Here is a 15,646-nt window from a genome sequence, read left to right as displayed (position 1 = left end):
TAATTTTATTACAGGCAGCGCAGAGCCCGGAAGCGTTTTCCCAACTCGTGGGACCGCCCTCGCGGACTGGTACCACGTGGTCAATCTCTTTGATGGGCGCATCACAAAATGGCGTCCTACAGACGTCGTCGCGCAGGACCACCATCCGTCGTAAGTTTGCTGGGAAGCTGCGGGACCGTGACTCCGTGGCCACCAATTGGTGATCTTTGGGCCGGGTAAAGATCCGGCGGAGGCTCATGTCTGCTTGCGGGTTGGCGATCCATCGTTTGGCAAGCTCAGCAGGAATGGGCCCGTGGCCGGTGATCCAGGCAGGGGTGTCACCGTCACCAAACAGGGTATCGTCGGTCATGACGACTTGGACTTCAGCAGGTACCGCTTGCGGAGCGGTTTGGCCATTGACACGTTGCACGAACAGGTCTGCCATGACCTGACCGTGAGTGCGGGGTTGACCGGTAGGGTCTGTCGGGTCGGCAGTCTCCCCGGAATTGATCACGCTGTTGGCATCCCGAGTTAAGGTCGCCAAGATACCGACCGCCTGCTGTGTTGAGACCAACGCCGTTACATACGCCATGCCATAGGCCGCTGGACGCACCGTGACGCGGCGTTCCGAGTGTGCAATCTCATTGCGCGCTACCGCGCCCTGTCGATCTAACCGTTCGGCATGGGCACGGACTTTCCCGGCCAGTTTGCGTGGTCCGAGTCCTTCGAATTTGCCAGCCATGAGCTCGTCAACTTCGGAACGGTGTTCGGGTGCCAGCCACGAGACCTCATTGACGACTGCCTGGGCACGTTCTTCATTAATCTGTCCCAACGCCAGGGCATTCTTGGTATGTGGCATGTCATCTTCCAACATCCGAGCCAGGGTGAGATATTTCGTCCCACGCGCTGGAGACTGACCACGGGCTAACCCAAGTTCAGCAGCCAACCCATTACCACGTCGGGCCTTGGGTACACCGCGGGCCTTTTCGTTCTCATGGCGCAAGGCTTCTAGTTCAGCGGCGTCTTCAGCCTGCACGGCCGTCATCGCGGCCATAACATCCTTGACACGACGAATCCGATCAATCAACTGGGCTTCGGTATCAGCCGGATCCAACATGTCCAGCATGGCGCGAACCTCCGCCATCCTTGCTGCACCAGATACTGAAACCGCCATACGACTATTATACGTGATCAGACACAAGAATATAACCCGGAAAGACTATTATTATCTGATATTTTAGACGATAATAGTTGAATACTTGAGCAAACAGTTCATCGAACCTATTGACAACAGCAAGCCCCTACAGTACTCCAGGACTCGGTGAGAGGTTGACTGAACGATATACAAGACGAAGAACTTGGCGTCTAGGCTCCGAACAGATCGGAGAACTGGTCTCGCAGCTGCGCCTTTTGGACTTTGCCCATCACATTGCGCGGCAGCTCATCCACAGCGCGATACGCCCTGGGTTGTTTGAAGCGCGCTAGCTCATCGCCGGTGGAAGTTTCCAGCGCAGGGGGATCAAGCTGCCGTCCGTCGTTCAGGACGACGACGGCGACGACCGCCTCGCCCAGATCCGCGTGTGCCACCCCAATGACGGCAGACTCTTTGACGGTGGGATGTTCGTCGAGCAGCTGTTCGATTTCTTTGGGGTACACGTTGTAACCACCCGAGATGATCATGTCTTTGGCGCGCCCAGAGATGTGCAGGTAGCCGTCGTCGAAATAGCCCTGATCCCCGGTAATGAAGAACCCGGAGTCACGAATTTCTTGCTGCGTTTTCTCCGGGTTGCGCCAGTACCGGTCAAATACGTTGGGACCGCGTACTTCAATGGAACCGATCTCGCCGGCCGGAAGTTCTGCATCGGACTCGGGTTCAGCGACAATAACTTCGACGCCGGCCAGTGGGAAGCCCACACTGCCGGCACGGCGCTGACCGCGATAGGGGTTGGTGGTGTTCATCCCCGTTTCGGTCATGCCGTAGCGTTCCAGGATGTGGTGCCCGGTGCGCTGGGTGAACGCGGCATGATCCGCGGCCAGCAGCGGTGCAGAACCCGAGACGAAGACGCGCATAGTTGAGGCGACTTCGTGGGTCAGATTGGGTGATGTCAACAGTCGGGTGAAGAACGTTGGCACACCCATCAGTACGGTTGCCGTGGCAAAATGGTCGATAACCCGTTCTGGTTCAAAGGCATCCATCCACAGCATGGTCGCACCGGCAACCAGCGTCATGTTCACGGCGACGAAGAGGCCGTGGATATGGAAGACCGGGAGTGCATGAATAAGCCGGTCATCGCCGGTAAATTCCCACGCCCCTAGCAACGCCAAACAGTTGCTGGTGAGATTCTTGTGGGTCAATACCGCACCCTTGGAACGGCCGGTAGTGCCCGAGGTGTACAAAATCGCGGCTTCATCAGAGCCCCACATTGGTTCAACAGCGGTGCGTCGCGCACCGGATTTTAGCAGTGAGCCTTGCCCATCCCGGCCCAAGGTCAGAAGCACCACCTCGGGAGCCAGTGCCTCGGTTTGCGCCTGACGTGCCGGATCCACAATCATGACTGTAGGTTCGGCGTCATCAATGAAGTACTGCAGTTCAGTATCAGTATAGGCGGTGTTCAACGGCAGATACATGCCGCCCACCTGCAGTGTTGCCAAGTAGGTGGCGATGGCCTGCGGTGATTTTTCGACCTGGGCGGCGACTCGATCGCCCCTGGCCACCCCTGCCGTGTGCAACGCGGCGGCCATGCGCTGGGTGGTTTTCAGCAGCTGCCCCGTAGGTGATTTTCGAACCGTCTGCGAGCTCAAAAACAGGTTTTGAGGGATGAGCCGCTACGCGTTCGAGAAAGCGCACGAAAATACTACGGAATGGAAGTTGGTGCACCAGGGACCTCGCTGCATTGTGTGCCGGCGGCTGAGCTAGTCGTTGTAGTCGTAGAACCCTTTACCGGATTTCCGTCCGAGGTCTCCCCTGGCAACCATGTCGCGCATCAGTTGCGGTGGGCTAAACCGTGCACCCAGTTTTGTCTCCAAGTACTCGGCAATGTTGAGGCGTACGTCAATACCGACGATGTCGGTGAGTGCCAGCGGGCCGATCGGGTGTTTGTAGCCCAGAACCATCGCGTTGTCGATATCTTCGGCCGAGGCAACACCTTCTTCGACCATGCGGATGGCTTCCAGGCCGAGGGCTAGGCCAAGACGTGAGGAGGCGAAACCTGGGGCATCGTTGACGGTAACCGGGGTTTTGCCAATGGCTTCGGTCCACTGTGCGGTCAGGGCCTTGAGCTCATCAGAGGTTTGGTTGCCAATGACTACTTCGACGAGTTTAGAGGCTGGGACCGGGTTGAAGAAGTGGAGTCCGCAAAAGTTTTGCGGACGCTTCAGTTGTTCGGCCAGGCCGTCAACGGACATCGACGAGGTGTTCGTGGCCAGGTAAGCGTCGTCGGCCAGGTGGCGCTCAACCGACTGCAACGAAGCGACCTTCAGGTCGAAATCTTCCGGGACTGCCTCAATGACCAAACCAGTCTCGGCGAAGGCCGCCTGATCGGTGGTCACAGTGAGTTTGGCTTCGTATTCAGCGGTAGTCCCCGAGACTTTGCCACGTTCTACAGATCCGGTGACGTCGCGCAGGACTCGTTCGCGTGCCGCCGCTGCAGCCTCGTCGTTTTGTTCAACGACGACGACCTGAGCCCCGGAGGTCAGGAAGGCGTGGGCAACGCCGGCGCCCATGCGCCCGCCGCCGAGCACGCCAACGATGGATGGAAGAGAGTTTGCCATGGTGCTCCTCAAGCTGTGAGAAATAGGTTAGACACGTTCGATAAGCATTGCGGCGCCTTGGCCAACACCAACACACATGGTGGCCAGACCGCGCGATTTCTCTTCAGCTTCAAGCCGTGAGAGCAGCGTGATGACGATGCGTGAACCCGACGATCCCAGCGGGTGGCCCAGCGCAATGGCACCGCCCCATGCGTTGACGATCTCGGGTTTGATGCCTAGCCGACGCATTGAGGCGATCGACTGGGTTGCGAAGGCTTCATTGAGTTCTGCGGCATCGAGGTCGTCGACACTCCAACCGGCTCTGGCCAGAACTTTTTCGGTGGCTGGAACTGGCCCAAGACCCATGACTTCTGGAGCGAGACCGGCTGATCCACCGGCGACAATGCGTGCTCGCGGGGTCAGGTTATATTTTTCGACCGCGGCAGCTGAGGCCACAATGATCGCCGAGGCACCGTCGTTGAGGCTCGATGAGTTTCCGGCAGTGACGACGTCACCCAAACCGGTGACCGGACGCAGACCACCCAGCTTCTCGGCGGTGGTCCCCGGACGGGGTCCTTCGTCCTGATCGACGACGGTCACGTTGCCTTTGCGATCTTTGATTTCGACCGGCACGATTTCGTTTGCGAAGTGGCCGGCTTCGGTCGCTGCTACAGCTTTTGCCTGCGAGGCAGCAGCGAATTCGTCGGCTTCTTGACGGGTTACACCGTCAATGTTGGCGACTTCTTGAGCAGTTTCGGTCATCGAGTACGTCATTTTGCCATCGCGTGACAGGTCCCCGTACTCAAACCGCGGGTTGACGAAGCGCCAACCCAGAGCAGAGTCAAAAATCTGGCCTGGTTGGGCAAATGCGCGGGTTGGTTTTTCTAAAACCCACGGTGCGCGCGACATGGATTCCACACCGCCGGCGATCACGATATCGGCGTCCCCGGTAGCGACCATGCGCGATGCAGTTTCGATGGCGGACATGCCGGAGGCACACAGCCGGTTAACGGTCATGGCCGGAACGGACTCATCGCCGCCAGCCAGTAGCCAGGCCATGCGGGCCACGTTGCGGTTTTCTTCACCCGCACCATTGGCGTTGCCCAGCAGCACCTCATCGACAACGGCCGAGTCAAGCCCACTGTCGCCCAAGACGGCCTTGATGGCGGTGGCTGCCATATCATCGGGTCGCAGCGAGCTCAATACCCCGCTGTGTCGTCCCACCGGGGTGCGTTTCCCCGAGACCAAAAATGCTTCTGCTACCACGTGGCTCCTCTTAGTTCTGCAGCAATGTGCCGGTGAAGTTTGGTTTGCGTTTCGCTTGGAAGGCAGCGAAACCTTCGGCGTAGTCATCCGTGGAACACAGCTGTCCCTGGGTAAGGTTTTCCTGCTCCATAGACTCCCACAAACCGATGCGCTCGTCTCGGATCGCCGCGACCAATTTGCGAGATGCCATAAACGCACCGGTCGCGCCTTCGGCCACTTTGGCGACGCGTTCGCGGGTGAATTCCAGCAGTTCGTCCTTTGGCACTGCGCGGGAAAAGAGTCCCTGTGCTACGGCGTCTTCACCGCTCATGAGCTCTGCGGTGTAGATCAGATCCAGTGTGCGGTGGGCGCCGAGCCGTTCGGTGAACAGCGCGTGGCCACCCGAGTCCAGGGTGGCACCCAGGTTAGCAAATGGTGAGCCGATCTTAGCGTCGTTGGCAACGTAGACGACGTCGGTGGCAATGGCCAAACCGAGTCCTACCCCCAGGCAGGCGCCCTGGACGGCAGCGAAAGTTGGTGCCGGGAATTCGGCCATTTGGCGCAATACCGGGGTAACGATCTTGCCCAGGTAATCGTAAGCGTCGTCATCGGCTGGATCCACGTTGGAGATGTCGCGTCCGGCGCTGAATCCGCGGCCTTCACCGCGGAGCAACAGGGCGCGAACGCCGGCTTCTGCGGCATCGGTGTAGGCCTGGCCGAGTTCGGCGACAGCCTGCTCGTCCAGGGCGTTCATTTTTTCCGGCGCGTTGAGCGTGACTTCGGCAATATTATCGGTGATATCGAGTGTAATCATGTGGTTCCTAAGCGTCGTAGTCAACGGTCAAGGTTTCGGAAGTCGGTCTGGTCTGGCAGGTCAGCACGTAACCGGCCTCGACTTCATCGGCTTCCAGCGCGTAGTTCTCATCCATCTCAAACGTGCCGCCCACAACTTTAGCGCGGCAGGTTCCACACACGCCGCCGGCGCAAGCGAACGGCGTATCCGGGCGAACGCGCAGGGCGGCGTTGAGCACGGATTCGTTGGAAGAGACCGGTGTTTCGACGGTGGACGATAGGCCGTCCAGTGCGAAATCGATGGTGCGATTTTCGCCCTTGGGGTCTACCTCGACCGGACGGCCGCGGTGACCACGCTCTTCTTTGGGGTCACCGGTGGTGAACAGTTCAAAGCGAACGGCGTCGTCGGCAACACCGCGATCTTTGAGTTGGTCGCGGGTCATCTGCACCAGCTCGAAGGGGCCGCACAGGAACCATTCGACAGCATTGTCCACGGGCACGATGTTGGTGAGCAGCTCGCCGAGTTTCTCCTCGTCGATGCGCCCGGACATCAGCGGGGAGATGCGCTGTTCACGGGAGAGCACGTGGTGGATGGACAACCGAGCCGGGTATTTGTCTTTCAGATCCCCGAGTTCCTCGGCAAACATGACGTCCATGGCCGAACGGTTCGCGTAGACCAGGTCGAAAGTCGTCGTCGGTGACGAGTTCAGCAGGGTGGACACGATTGACATGATCGGCGTAATTCCTGAGCCGGCGGCAATGGCGACGAAGTGTCCGCCGCCTTCAGAGTGTTCCTCCGCGATGGCTTCTGGATCATTGAGCGCGGTGGTTTGCATGCGCGAGGTGAAGGACCCCTGTGGGTTCATCACGTTGATCGTATCGCCGACCGTGAGTTCTTCGTGCGCCCAGGTGGAAAAGAAGCCGCCGAAATCTTTCTTGATGGCGACGCGAATTTCTCCGGGCACGGGTTCGGCACAGATCGAATACGAACGGCGAACCTCTTCACCGTCGATATCGGCACGCAATGCCACGTACTGACCGGGTACGTAGTTGTAGTCGTCGAGTAGTTCTTCGGGAATGGCGAAGGCTACTTCAATGGCCTCATCGGTCAGCTTGCGGATCTCCGAGACGTTCAGAGCGTTGAACCGTGCGCGTTTCTTCGCGGGCGCCGTGGTGGTGTCTGTCATGGTGCAAGTTCCTTAGTGGACTTTAAAGTAGTCGAAAGGTTCCAGGCAGTCGTTACAGGTGTAGAGCGCTTTGCATGCGGTAGAACCGAATCGAGTAACTTCACGAGTGTTTAATGAATGGCACTGTGGGCATTTGACGGCCAGCTGGATCATGATCGGGCCGTCGTTGACCGCTGACTTTCCGGTGGGTGGTGCAATGCCGTATTCTTCCAGCTTGCGCTTACCGTCCTCGGACATCCAGTCAGTGGTCCATGCCGGACTCAGCACGAGTTTCACTTCGGCATCCGGGTAGCCGGCAGCAGTCAGCGCAGTCGTCACATCAGCCGAAATTGTATCCATGGCTGGGCAGCCTGAATAGGTTGGGGTGATCGTCACAACCGCTTTGCCATCCACCAGTTCGACGTCGCGCAAAATGCCGAGGTCTTCGATGGTGACTACTGGGACTTCAGGATCCGGAACCGTTTTGACGGCGTCCCAGAGTTCTGCGGTCTGTGAGTCGGTTGGGCGAAGGGTTGCCGAGGTTGTCATTACCATGTCACTCCTTGTGGGAACTGACGGGCAAGCACCTGCATCTCAGCCAGGATATGGCCGCGATGCTCGGAGAAGTTGCCCGAACGGTCACCGCCCCATGCACCTGGTACATCAGGCACGGTGAGTGTGGCTTGTTCAAGGATGGGTTCGATTCGCGCGTCAAAGGATTCGCGCAGTGTCGATGGGAGGACGGCGATGCCGCGCTCGGATAGATCGCGCAGCAGATCGTCGTCGTTGAAGAGTTCGTCGACGTAGGGCCACATGTAGTAGAGGCCTTCTTGCATCCGGCGGTGCGACTCGTCGGTGCCATCACCAAGGCGCAGGGTCCACTGGGCGGCGTGGTCGACGTGGTAGGTCACTTCTTTGACTGCCTTGGCGGCAACCGAGGCCAGTGTTTCGTCGGCCGAGTCCATCAGACGGGTGAACAGCTCGTACTGGTACAGCGAAAAGATGAGCTGGCGTGCGATGGTTTGGCCGAAGTCGCCGTTTTCCTGTTCGACCAGGCGGCAGGAACGAAACTGCTCCTCAGTGCGGAAGTAGGCTAGGTCGTCTTCGGTCTGGTCCCACGCGGAACCCGCATAGGACAGCAAGAAGCGCGCGTGGCCGAGTTGGTCCTGGGCAATGTTGGCCAGGGCAACGTCTTCTTCCATTTCTGGTGCACGGGAAATCCAGTGGCCCAACCGCTGTGCGAGCATCAGGGCGTCGTCGCCCAAATACATCGCATAGGTTGCGACATCTTCTGGTGCTTTCGCTCCGGCGGCGATGATGTCCTCCGGAGTGATGGCATTACCCGCCGAGATTTTGGTTGCGGAGTCACCTGCTGTGAAACTCATAGGTGTTTCACTCCTTCAGACTTCGTGTAATAGGTGGCGTGGCGGAAATCCTTGCCCTGTGGCGATTCGAAGAAGCCGCCCTTGGAATCTGGGTCCGAGCTCGAAATGCTGTCCGAGGGCATGACCCACACCGAGGTGCCTTCGTTGCGGCGGGTGTAGAGGTCGCGTGCGTTGCGCAGTGCCATGGTTGCATCCGGTGCGTGCAGCGATCCCGCGTGGACGTGGGACAGGCCGCGGGATGAGCGAACAAAAACTTCCCACAGTGGCCAGGAGGCGTTGAGGCTTTCAGTCATTTCGTTAGGCTCCAATCAGGTGTGCATCAGCGGCGTCCTGCTGACGACGAGCTTGTTTTTCGGCATACGCAGCAGCGGCTTCGCGAACCCAGGCACCGTTTTCGTGTGCTTCACGACGATGCTGCATACGCTGAACGTTGCATGGGCCATTGCCCTTGATGACGGACATGAATTCGTCCCAGTCCAGTTCACCGAAGTCGTAGTGACCGCGCTCTTCGTTCCACTTCAGATCCGGGTCCGGCAGGGTCAAGCCGAGAGCTTCGGCCTGCGGGACGATCATGTCAACGAAACGTTGCCGTAGCTCATCGTTGGAGAAGCGCTTAATGTTCCAGGCCATGGACTGCTGGGAGTTTGGTGAATCATCATCCGGTGGACCGAACATCTGCAGGGCTGGACCATAGAAGCGGTTTACCGCATCCTGTGCCATCTGTTTCTGCTCGGGTGTGCCGTTGGAGAGTTCCAGAAGGATTTCCCAACCCTGACGCTGGTGGAAGGATTCTTCTTTACACACGCGAACCATCGCACGACCATATGGGGCGTAGGAAGCACGACACAGTGGGACCTGGTTCTGAATAGCAGCGCCATCCACGAGCCAACCGATCGCGCCAACATCAGCCCAGCTGCGGGCCGGGTAGTTGAAGATCGAGGAGTACTTGGCCTTTCCGGACAGCAGTTGCTGCACCATTTCTTCTCGGGAAGTGCCGAGCGTTTCAGCGGCCGAGTAGAGGTAGAGGCCGTGACCGGCCTCGTCTTGGACCTTGGCCATGAGGATCATCTTGCGCTTCAGTGAGGGCGCGCGGGTGATCCAGTTTGCTTCGGGCTGCATGCCGATAATCTCGGAGTGCGCGTGCTGGGAGATCTGACGGACTAGGGTCTTGCGGTACCCGGCTGGCATCCAGTCGCGGGGCTCGATGCGAGAATCGGCAGCGATGATTTCATCAAACCGCTGTTGACCTGCCCGCTCTGCTTCGATATCCGCGACTGCGGCATCGGAGTGTTGTGACGTTGTAGACATGTGAGACACCTCGCGACGAATAGTTTCTGGCTAATTCTTGAACTGGTTGTGCACCGACGGACATATACCGAACGTTCGTTCAGTATATGGGTCTGACGTGAGCTATGCAACTCACACTCTCCACTGTATTGGAGAAATGATTTGACGCACATCACAATGCAGGATTACCGTATGAATGGTCAGTAGATAATCATACAGATCACACTCGGAGATTCGCTATGTCACAAACGCTCGGTTCTACGAACACCGCAACCGACAGCGGTCCAACCGTCACGTCCGGCTCCTTTGGCGCGAACGATCACCCACGCCTAGGCCATGACCGGGCTGCCGAATGGATGGGCATTACAGTCTCCGAATACGCCGATGGATACGCCAAAGGGCACATGCAACTGCGCGAGGATATGCTCAATGGCTTTAACATTGCCCACGGTGGCATGCTCTTTGCTTTCGCAGACACCATCTTCGCCTGGTCTTGCAACAATCCGGACGGCGATGGTTCAACCATCACCGTTGCTCAAAATGTTGACATCGATTTCATCTCGTCACCTACCAACGGTACACAACTGACCGCCACCGGCAAACGCCGTGCCTCCTACGGCCGGTCTGGCATCTACGACATCACGATCACCGATGAGAACAACCAACTTGTCGCCGAATTTCGAGGACGCGCCAGAACAATCCCAAACCCACACAAATAAAAATATAGTTGTCGAAAACCTCTTCATCTAAAGGATCCATCATGACTAGCCACAGTGTCGCCCCATCTCCCGCTGACGTTCCTCAACCATGGACGCCGCCCACTCCCCCGGCAGATCGCAGCCAGCTAGATTCAGAGGAACTGTATAGTCGTGACGAAATTGAAGCGCTGCAGTACGAGCGTCTTCGCTGGACCCTCCACCACGCATACAATAACGTTCCCGCGTATAAAGAGCTGTACGACAGCCACGGCGTGCACCCACAAGACTTCAAACAGCTTTCTGACCTCGAGCTGTTCCCCACCATCGACAAAGAATTCTTGCGGGCCGCGTACCCGTTCAAGGCTTTGGCAGTACCCATGGACCAAATCCGCCGCATCCACGCTTCTTCGGGAACCACCGGTCAACCAACGACCGTGGCCTACACCGAAAATGACATCGAAATGTGGGCATCCCTGGTAGCCCTCTGCATGCGCGCCGCCGGAGTGAAACCCGGCTATAAGGTTCACAACGCCTACGGCTACGGCCTGTTCACCGGCGGTCTCGGTGCACACTACGGTGCCGAGCGCCTCGGCTGCGCCGTTATCCCCATGTCCGGTGGCCAAACCGCAAAACAGGTGCAGATGATCACCGACTTCGAACCAGAAGTCATCATGTGCACCCCGACCTACTTGCTGGCCCTGGCCGATGGGTTCGCCAAAGCCGGAATCGATCCCAAGGATACTTCCCTGAAGGTCGCGGTCCTGGGTGCTGAGCCATGGACCGATGGTATGCGCCAAGAGATCGAGAAACTCTTTGATCTCAAGGCCTGCGACATTTACGGTCTTTCCGAACTCATGGGCCCCGGCGTCGCTGGCGAAGCCGTTGAGACTCAAGATGGTTGCCACATCTGGGAGGATCACTTCCGTCCCGAAATCATCGACCCGATCAACCAGGACGTCCTAGCCGATGGCGAGCACGGCGAATTAGTCTTCACCACACTGACCCGTGAGGCCCTGCCGATCATTCGGTTCCGCACCCACGACCTCACCAGCCTGGAACCGGGTACCGCTCGTCCAGGCCACCGACGGATGAAACGCGTTACCGGTCGCTCCGATGACATGATCATCCTGCGTGGCGTAAATATTTTCCCAACGCAGATCGAAGAGATCGCGCTGGAAATTGATACTCTGTCGCCACACTTCGCACTGGAAATCGCTCGTCCAAACCGCATGGACGAGCTAACCATCAAGATTGAACGCCGTGAAACCGCAAGTGTCGCAGAAGCTGAAATCGGCGGCAAAGAGCTGCAGGCTCGCATCAAGACTCGCGTCGGTTGCTCGTGCAAGCTTGAAATCGTGGAGCCACACTCACTGGCCCGTTCTTCAGGTAAGCTGCGTCGCATCTTTGACCTGCGCGAGTTGAACGACTAAGCCCCTCCGGAGTCCTCAGCCTGCCGCGGAGAACGCCACCTGTAGGTACCCCGGAATAATCTTGCCGACCTATACTAAGGACCTAATCCACATGTGGAATGTTCAGGCGTTTTTGCTCGAGGAGTGTTCATGACAACTGCCCCAACACCGGCGCCCGCCGTGCGGCGTGGTCGTCCCGGCTACGACCGCCAAACCCTGGTGGATCTGTGCGTCAAGGTATTTAACCGTCACGGCTACGATGCCACGAGCATGGGCATGCTGGCGACCGAGTTGGGCATTTCCAAATCGGCGATTTACCACCACGTCAAGACCAAAGAAGACATCCTGCAAAGCGCCTTAACTGAGGCGCTGGGTGGACTCGAAGAAATCATGGACGCCGCAGAAAGCACTGCTGGACCGGCGACCAATAAAATTGAGGCGCTCATTATCGGTGCTGTGCGGGTGCTGGTTGAAAAACAGCCATCGGTTACATTGCTGCTGCGGTTGCGGGGCAACTCTGAAGTCGAAACGGATGCGCTCAAACGACGTCGCAATTTGACGAATCGTTTGGCAAGCCTCATAGCCACCGCGCAGGCTGAGGAATCGGTCCGAGATACCGTCGATCCGCAAACCATGGCTCGGCTGATCTTCGGGACCATTAACTCGTTGGCCGACTGGTATCAACTCGAAAAATCCGTCAACGCCAAAGAAACGGGCCGTGTTCTTGCCGGCCTCGTCTTCCACGGCGTCCTGGAAGACCCACCGGAATAAGAGCTTAAATGCAACTGCGGGGCTGACGATCGAAATCGTCAGCCCCGCAGTCTTTTAACACTCACCTTGTTAGTGTGACCCAGGCGCTAGGTACCAGGCAAGGTGTGAGCGCCGCTACGCACCAAAGAAGTCATCGAGGGTGGCGTTTGGATGCTTAGCCAGCGGTGTCACCGTCACGTTCATGTGCGCGAACATCGGAAAGCCCGAGAGCACTTCGTGGAGTTCGTCGTGGCCATCGACGTCAAAGATCGAGTAGTTGGCGTACTCACCAACCACCCGCCAGATGCCCTTCATGAGGCCCTGGCGCTGCAGGTTGCTGGAGTATTCCTTCTCTTGGGCCTGCAGATCGGCCTTGGTTACAGAATCCATTGATTCCGGGAAAACTACATCCATACGTGCAAGAAACAGCATGCTTGTCCTTTCAGCGCAATACAGCAACTAGACGTCTTGATACTTACAGGCTAACGCCGAATACCAGTGGTACCAGTGTGTACATGACCAGCATGATCAGACCTATCGAAATGATATTCAGGATAACGCCGGCTCGGGTCATCTGCTTGATGGAGATTTCTCCAGAACCAAAGGCCACAGCGTTCGACGGTGTGGCAACCGGAAGCATGTATGCGGAACATACGGACAGGGTCACGGCAATGGTCATGAACAGCGGATCGATGCCAACACCAACAGCTACGGCACCAAAAATCGGCAGGAATGCAGCAGCAGTTGCGGTGTTGGAAGTCAGCTCGGTCAGCACCAGGCTGACGACGATGACGGCGATGATGATCAGCCAGGATTGCAGCGAGCTCAGACCGGAGACTTGTTCGCCTACCCATTCGCTGAATCCGGTTTGGGTAAACATTGCTGACAGCGACAGGCCGCCGCCGAATAGCAGCAGTAGCCCCCAGGGGATTTCTTTGGCCGCAGACCAGCGTAGCAGCGGTGCACCGGAACGGTCGTCACGAGCGCGTTTGGCTGGCACCAGGAAGCAGGCGATGGCAGCGGCCATGGCCACCTGTGCGTCATTAATTTCGCAGAGGAAGGGCATGTTTTCAACAAACCAGGCGATCTGGGCGATGAACGGTACGAAAATCCAGAAGAAGATGGCACCGGCAAAGATCCAACCAACGCGGCGTTCTGCGGTGGTCATGCTGCCAAGTTTCGCATGTTCTTCACGGATCAGTTCTTTCCCGCCGGGCAGTTCGTTAATTTCTGGGCGGTAGACCAGCTTGGTGAGCACGAACCAGGCAATGAACAGCATGATGACTGCCCATGGAACGCCGATGAGCATCCATGTGCCGAAGGCCATGTCGAAGCCGTGGGATTCCATGAGGTACCCCTTCATCAGCGCCATTGGCGGCTGGCCGATGAGGGTTGCGGTCGAACCGATGGTCACACCATAGGCAACCCCGAGTAGCAGTGAGGCGGCAAATTTCTTACCGGCGGCGTTTTCGTCAATGGAGCGCACGAGGTTCAAAATCGATACGGCGATCGGCACCATAATGACAGCGGTCGCGGTGTTCGACACCCAGGCGGAGATGAAGGCCGAAGCGATCATCAAACCCAGCACGATCTGGGATGGCTTTGTGCCCACCAGTCGGATCGTCAGCAGCGCCACTCGAAGGTGCAGGTTGGACTTCTCTGTAGCCAGGCCAAGAATGACACCGCCCATGACCAAGAAGATCACGGTGCCCGCATACGGGGCGGCGATCTCTTCCATGGTTCCCATGCCGAACAGTGGGAACAACACCAGTGGTAGGAGCGACGTCACCGGGATTGGTGCGGCTTCGGTCATCCACCAGATGGCCATCCACAGCGCACAGCCGGCAACCGCGCGACCTTCGAAGGACAGTGAGTCCGGCAGAACCAGCGCCAGGAGCAATCCGGCAACCGGGCCGAGGCCGACTAGCCACCAATTGCGTTTCGTGGCGCGATCGAGCGCATCCTGGGGTTCATCTTCGGAACCAGCGGAACGCTCCGCCGCTACCTCGGACTGTTGGGCGGTAGCCATACTTCTACTCCTCGAAGACAAGCGCGATACTGAAAAAGATGCTGACAGACACCACTACTGGTGACTGCGTTCACTGTAGACGCTTTTATATAGATAAAAAAATACACGAATACCCGGTATTGATATGCTGGCGATATGAATACACCTAAAACATGTCTTTCACTTGTAGCCGGCCGCCATCGTACGCTGATGTTGCTGCACTCACAGTCGACCATCGCAGTGTTCAAAGCATAAGGAGGAACCATGGTTGAATTACGCCACCTACGGTACTTCCTTGCTGTTGCCGAGGAAAAACACTTTGGTCGTGCAGCCGATCGCCTACATATGGCGCAACCACCCCTGTCGAGTCAGATCAAACAGCTCGAGACCGAACTGGGCACCCTACTATTGGAACGCACCACCCGAAAAGTCGAACTCACCGATGCCGGTGCACTGCTGATGAAGCGGGCCCGACAGATTCTTGCCGATGTTGAGGCCACTAAAACCGATGTCGGAGAAATTGGCCGTGGTGCAGCCGGTGTATTACGTGTCGGATTTTCCGGAACAGCCACCTACCGTTTGATGCCCGAAATCGTCCGGGTAGCCCGCGAGCGCTTTCCGCTGGTACGCCTGCAAATCTCCGGCGAAATGCTCACTCCGCAGATGGAAGAGGGCCTCCTCGAAAATCGGCTCGACACCGCGATCCTGCGCCCACCGGTGCAGTCGACCGAGATCAGCCTCGAAGAGATTCAAAAATCTCGGCTCGTCGTTGCATTAAACCGCCAGCACCCGTTGGCGGACAGCTCCGACCCCCTCAACATCAGCGAATTAGCCAATGAAAACATCGTCGGCTATCCGCGCGGTTCATCTGTGTCCTCGGTGGTATCCGAGTTGACCCGCCAGGCTGGGTTTCGGCCCCACATCGTGCAAGAGGCCACGGAAACGTCGACACTCATCGCCCTGGTCGGCGCCGGGTTGGGAATCGCCTTCGTGCCTGGTTCGCAGTCGTTGCCGCTGAATTCATCGATCGTCATCCGACCGCTAGCCGACACCGTGACCGTGGGGCTTAGCACCGCATGGCGGGCTGGTAATGACAGCCCGCTGCTCGCATCTTTTCTGACCTTGGCCCGTGAGGCCGCAGCCGACCTTGAACACCGAGATAATCAACAAACCTAAA

At 57.8% G+C, this 15,646-nt stretch carries 16 protein-coding genes; 4 read left to right on the top strand and 12 right to left on the bottom strand.

Features of this window, described 5'->3' with window-relative positions:
* The 10 genes from L0H14_RS05375 to paaA form a co-directional block, all read right to left on the bottom strand.
* Nucleotides 1–1,153: DUF222 domain-containing protein (locus tag L0H14_RS05375; protein WP_301421469.1), on the bottom strand; the 1,153-nt coding region annotated here is incomplete at its 3' end.
* A gap of 191 nt (nucleotides 1,154–1,344) precedes the next feature.
* Nucleotides 1,345–2,781, bottom strand: a complete 1,437-nt coding sequence (locus L0H14_RS05370) for an AMP-binding protein (protein WP_301419055.1) — start codon at nucleotides 2,779–2,781, stop codon at nucleotides 1,345–1,347.
* A 111-nt stretch (nucleotides 2,782–2,892) separates the two neighbouring features.
* The gene (locus tag L0H14_RS05365; protein ID WP_301419053.1) at nucleotides 2,893–3,750 is read right to left on the bottom strand and encodes a 3-hydroxyacyl-CoA dehydrogenase family protein; all 858 of its coding nucleotides are present in this window, start codon (nucleotides 3,748–3,750) and stop codon (nucleotides 2,893–2,895) included.
* A 27-nt stretch (nucleotides 3,751–3,777) separates the two neighbouring features.
* Complete coding sequence (locus L0H14_RS05360) at nucleotides 3,778–4,995, bottom strand: acetyl-CoA C-acyltransferase (protein ID WP_301419051.1); 1,218 nt, start codon at nucleotides 4,993–4,995, stop codon at nucleotides 3,778–3,780.
* A gap of 10 nt (nucleotides 4,996–5,005) precedes the next feature.
* Nucleotides 5,006–5,788 carry an enoyl-CoA hydratase/isomerase family protein gene (locus tag L0H14_RS05355; protein ID WP_301419049.1) on the bottom strand — a complete coding sequence of 261 codons (783 nt, stop codon included), beginning with the start codon at nucleotides 5,786–5,788 and terminating at the stop codon, nucleotides 5,006–5,008.
* A gap of 7 nt (nucleotides 5,789–5,795) precedes the next feature.
* A complete protein-coding gene (gene paaE / locus L0H14_RS05350) occupies nucleotides 5,796–6,953 on the bottom strand; it encodes a 1,2-phenylacetyl-CoA epoxidase subunit PaaE (RefSeq protein WP_301419047.1) in 1,158 nt (385 codons plus the stop codon).
* Between the two features lie 12 nt (nucleotides 6,954–6,965).
* Entirely contained in the window at nucleotides 6,966–7,481 is a 516-nt protein-coding gene (paaD, locus tag L0H14_RS05345; protein ID WP_301419064.1) for a 1,2-phenylacetyl-CoA epoxidase subunit PaaD, read from the bottom strand.
* The gene (gene paaC / locus L0H14_RS05340; protein ID WP_301419045.1) at nucleotides 7,481–8,317 is read right to left on the bottom strand and encodes a 1,2-phenylacetyl-CoA epoxidase subunit PaaC; all 837 of its coding nucleotides are present in this window, start codon (nucleotides 8,315–8,317) and stop codon (nucleotides 7,481–7,483) included. The genes paaD and paaC overlap by 1 nt, the downstream gene beginning before the upstream one ends.
* On the bottom strand, nucleotides 8,314–8,610 hold the full coding sequence (gene paaB / locus L0H14_RS05335) for a 1,2-phenylacetyl-CoA epoxidase subunit PaaB (RefSeq protein ID WP_301419043.1): 297 nt from the start codon (nucleotides 8,608–8,610) through the stop codon (nucleotides 8,314–8,316). The genes paaC and paaB overlap by 4 nt, the downstream gene beginning before the upstream one ends.
* Before the next feature lie 4 nt (nucleotides 8,611–8,614).
* A complete protein-coding gene (paaA, locus tag L0H14_RS05330; RefSeq protein WP_301419041.1) occupies nucleotides 8,615–9,625 on the bottom strand; it encodes a 1,2-phenylacetyl-CoA epoxidase subunit PaaA in 1,011 nt (336 codons plus the stop codon).
* A 218-nt stretch (nucleotides 9,626–9,843) separates the two neighbouring features.
* On the opposite strand from paaA, the gene L0H14_RS05325 reads away from it, so the two are divergent.
* The 3 genes from L0H14_RS05325 (at nucleotide 9,844) to L0H14_RS05315 (ending at nucleotide 12,482) form a co-directional block, all read left to right on the top strand.
* Nucleotides 9,844–10,323 (top strand): hotdog fold thioesterase, encoded by a 480-nt coding sequence (locus L0H14_RS05325; RefSeq protein ID WP_301419040.1) that lies wholly within the window; start codon nucleotides 9,844–9,846, stop codon nucleotides 10,321–10,323.
* A 41-nt stretch (nucleotides 10,324–10,364) separates the two neighbouring features.
* Complete coding sequence (locus tag L0H14_RS05320; RefSeq protein WP_301421468.1) at nucleotides 10,365–11,732, top strand: AMP-binding protein; 1,368 nt, start codon at nucleotides 10,365–10,367, stop codon at nucleotides 11,730–11,732.
* A 129-nt stretch (nucleotides 11,733–11,861) separates the two neighbouring features.
* Nucleotides 11,862–12,482 (top strand): TetR/AcrR family transcriptional regulator, encoded by a 621-nt coding sequence (locus L0H14_RS05315; protein ID WP_301419036.1) that lies wholly within the window; start codon nucleotides 11,862–11,864, stop codon nucleotides 12,480–12,482.
* A 114-nt stretch (nucleotides 12,483–12,596) separates the two neighbouring features.
* On the opposite strand, the gene catC is transcribed toward L0H14_RS05315, so the two are convergent.
* Complete coding sequence (gene catC / locus L0H14_RS05310) at nucleotides 12,597–12,893, bottom strand: muconolactone Delta-isomerase (RefSeq protein ID WP_301419034.1); 297 nt, start codon at nucleotides 12,891–12,893, stop codon at nucleotides 12,597–12,599.
* Nucleotides 12,894–12,936: 43 nt separating this feature from the next.
* Nucleotides 12,937–14,490 (bottom strand): DASS family sodium-coupled anion symporter, encoded by a 1,554-nt coding sequence (locus tag L0H14_RS05305; protein ID WP_301419032.1) that lies wholly within the window; start codon nucleotides 14,488–14,490, stop codon nucleotides 12,937–12,939.
* 243 nt (nucleotides 14,491–14,733) lie between these two features.
* Here L0H14_RS05305 and L0H14_RS05300 point away from each other — a divergent pair, with 243 nt between their 5' ends.
* Nucleotides 14,734–15,645 (top strand): LysR family transcriptional regulator, encoded by a 912-nt coding sequence (locus L0H14_RS05300; RefSeq protein WP_301421467.1) that lies wholly within the window; start codon nucleotides 14,734–14,736, stop codon nucleotides 15,643–15,645.
* Nucleotide 15,646 lies beyond the last annotated feature (1 nt).

It is taken from the genome of Yaniella sp., assembly GCF_030453185.1.
Classification (GTDB): Bacteria; Actinomycetota; Actinomycetes; order Actinomycetales; family Micrococcaceae; genus Yaniella.
Note: the sequence above shows the minus strand (reverse complement) of the source record. Positions and strands in the feature narration are given on the sequence as shown.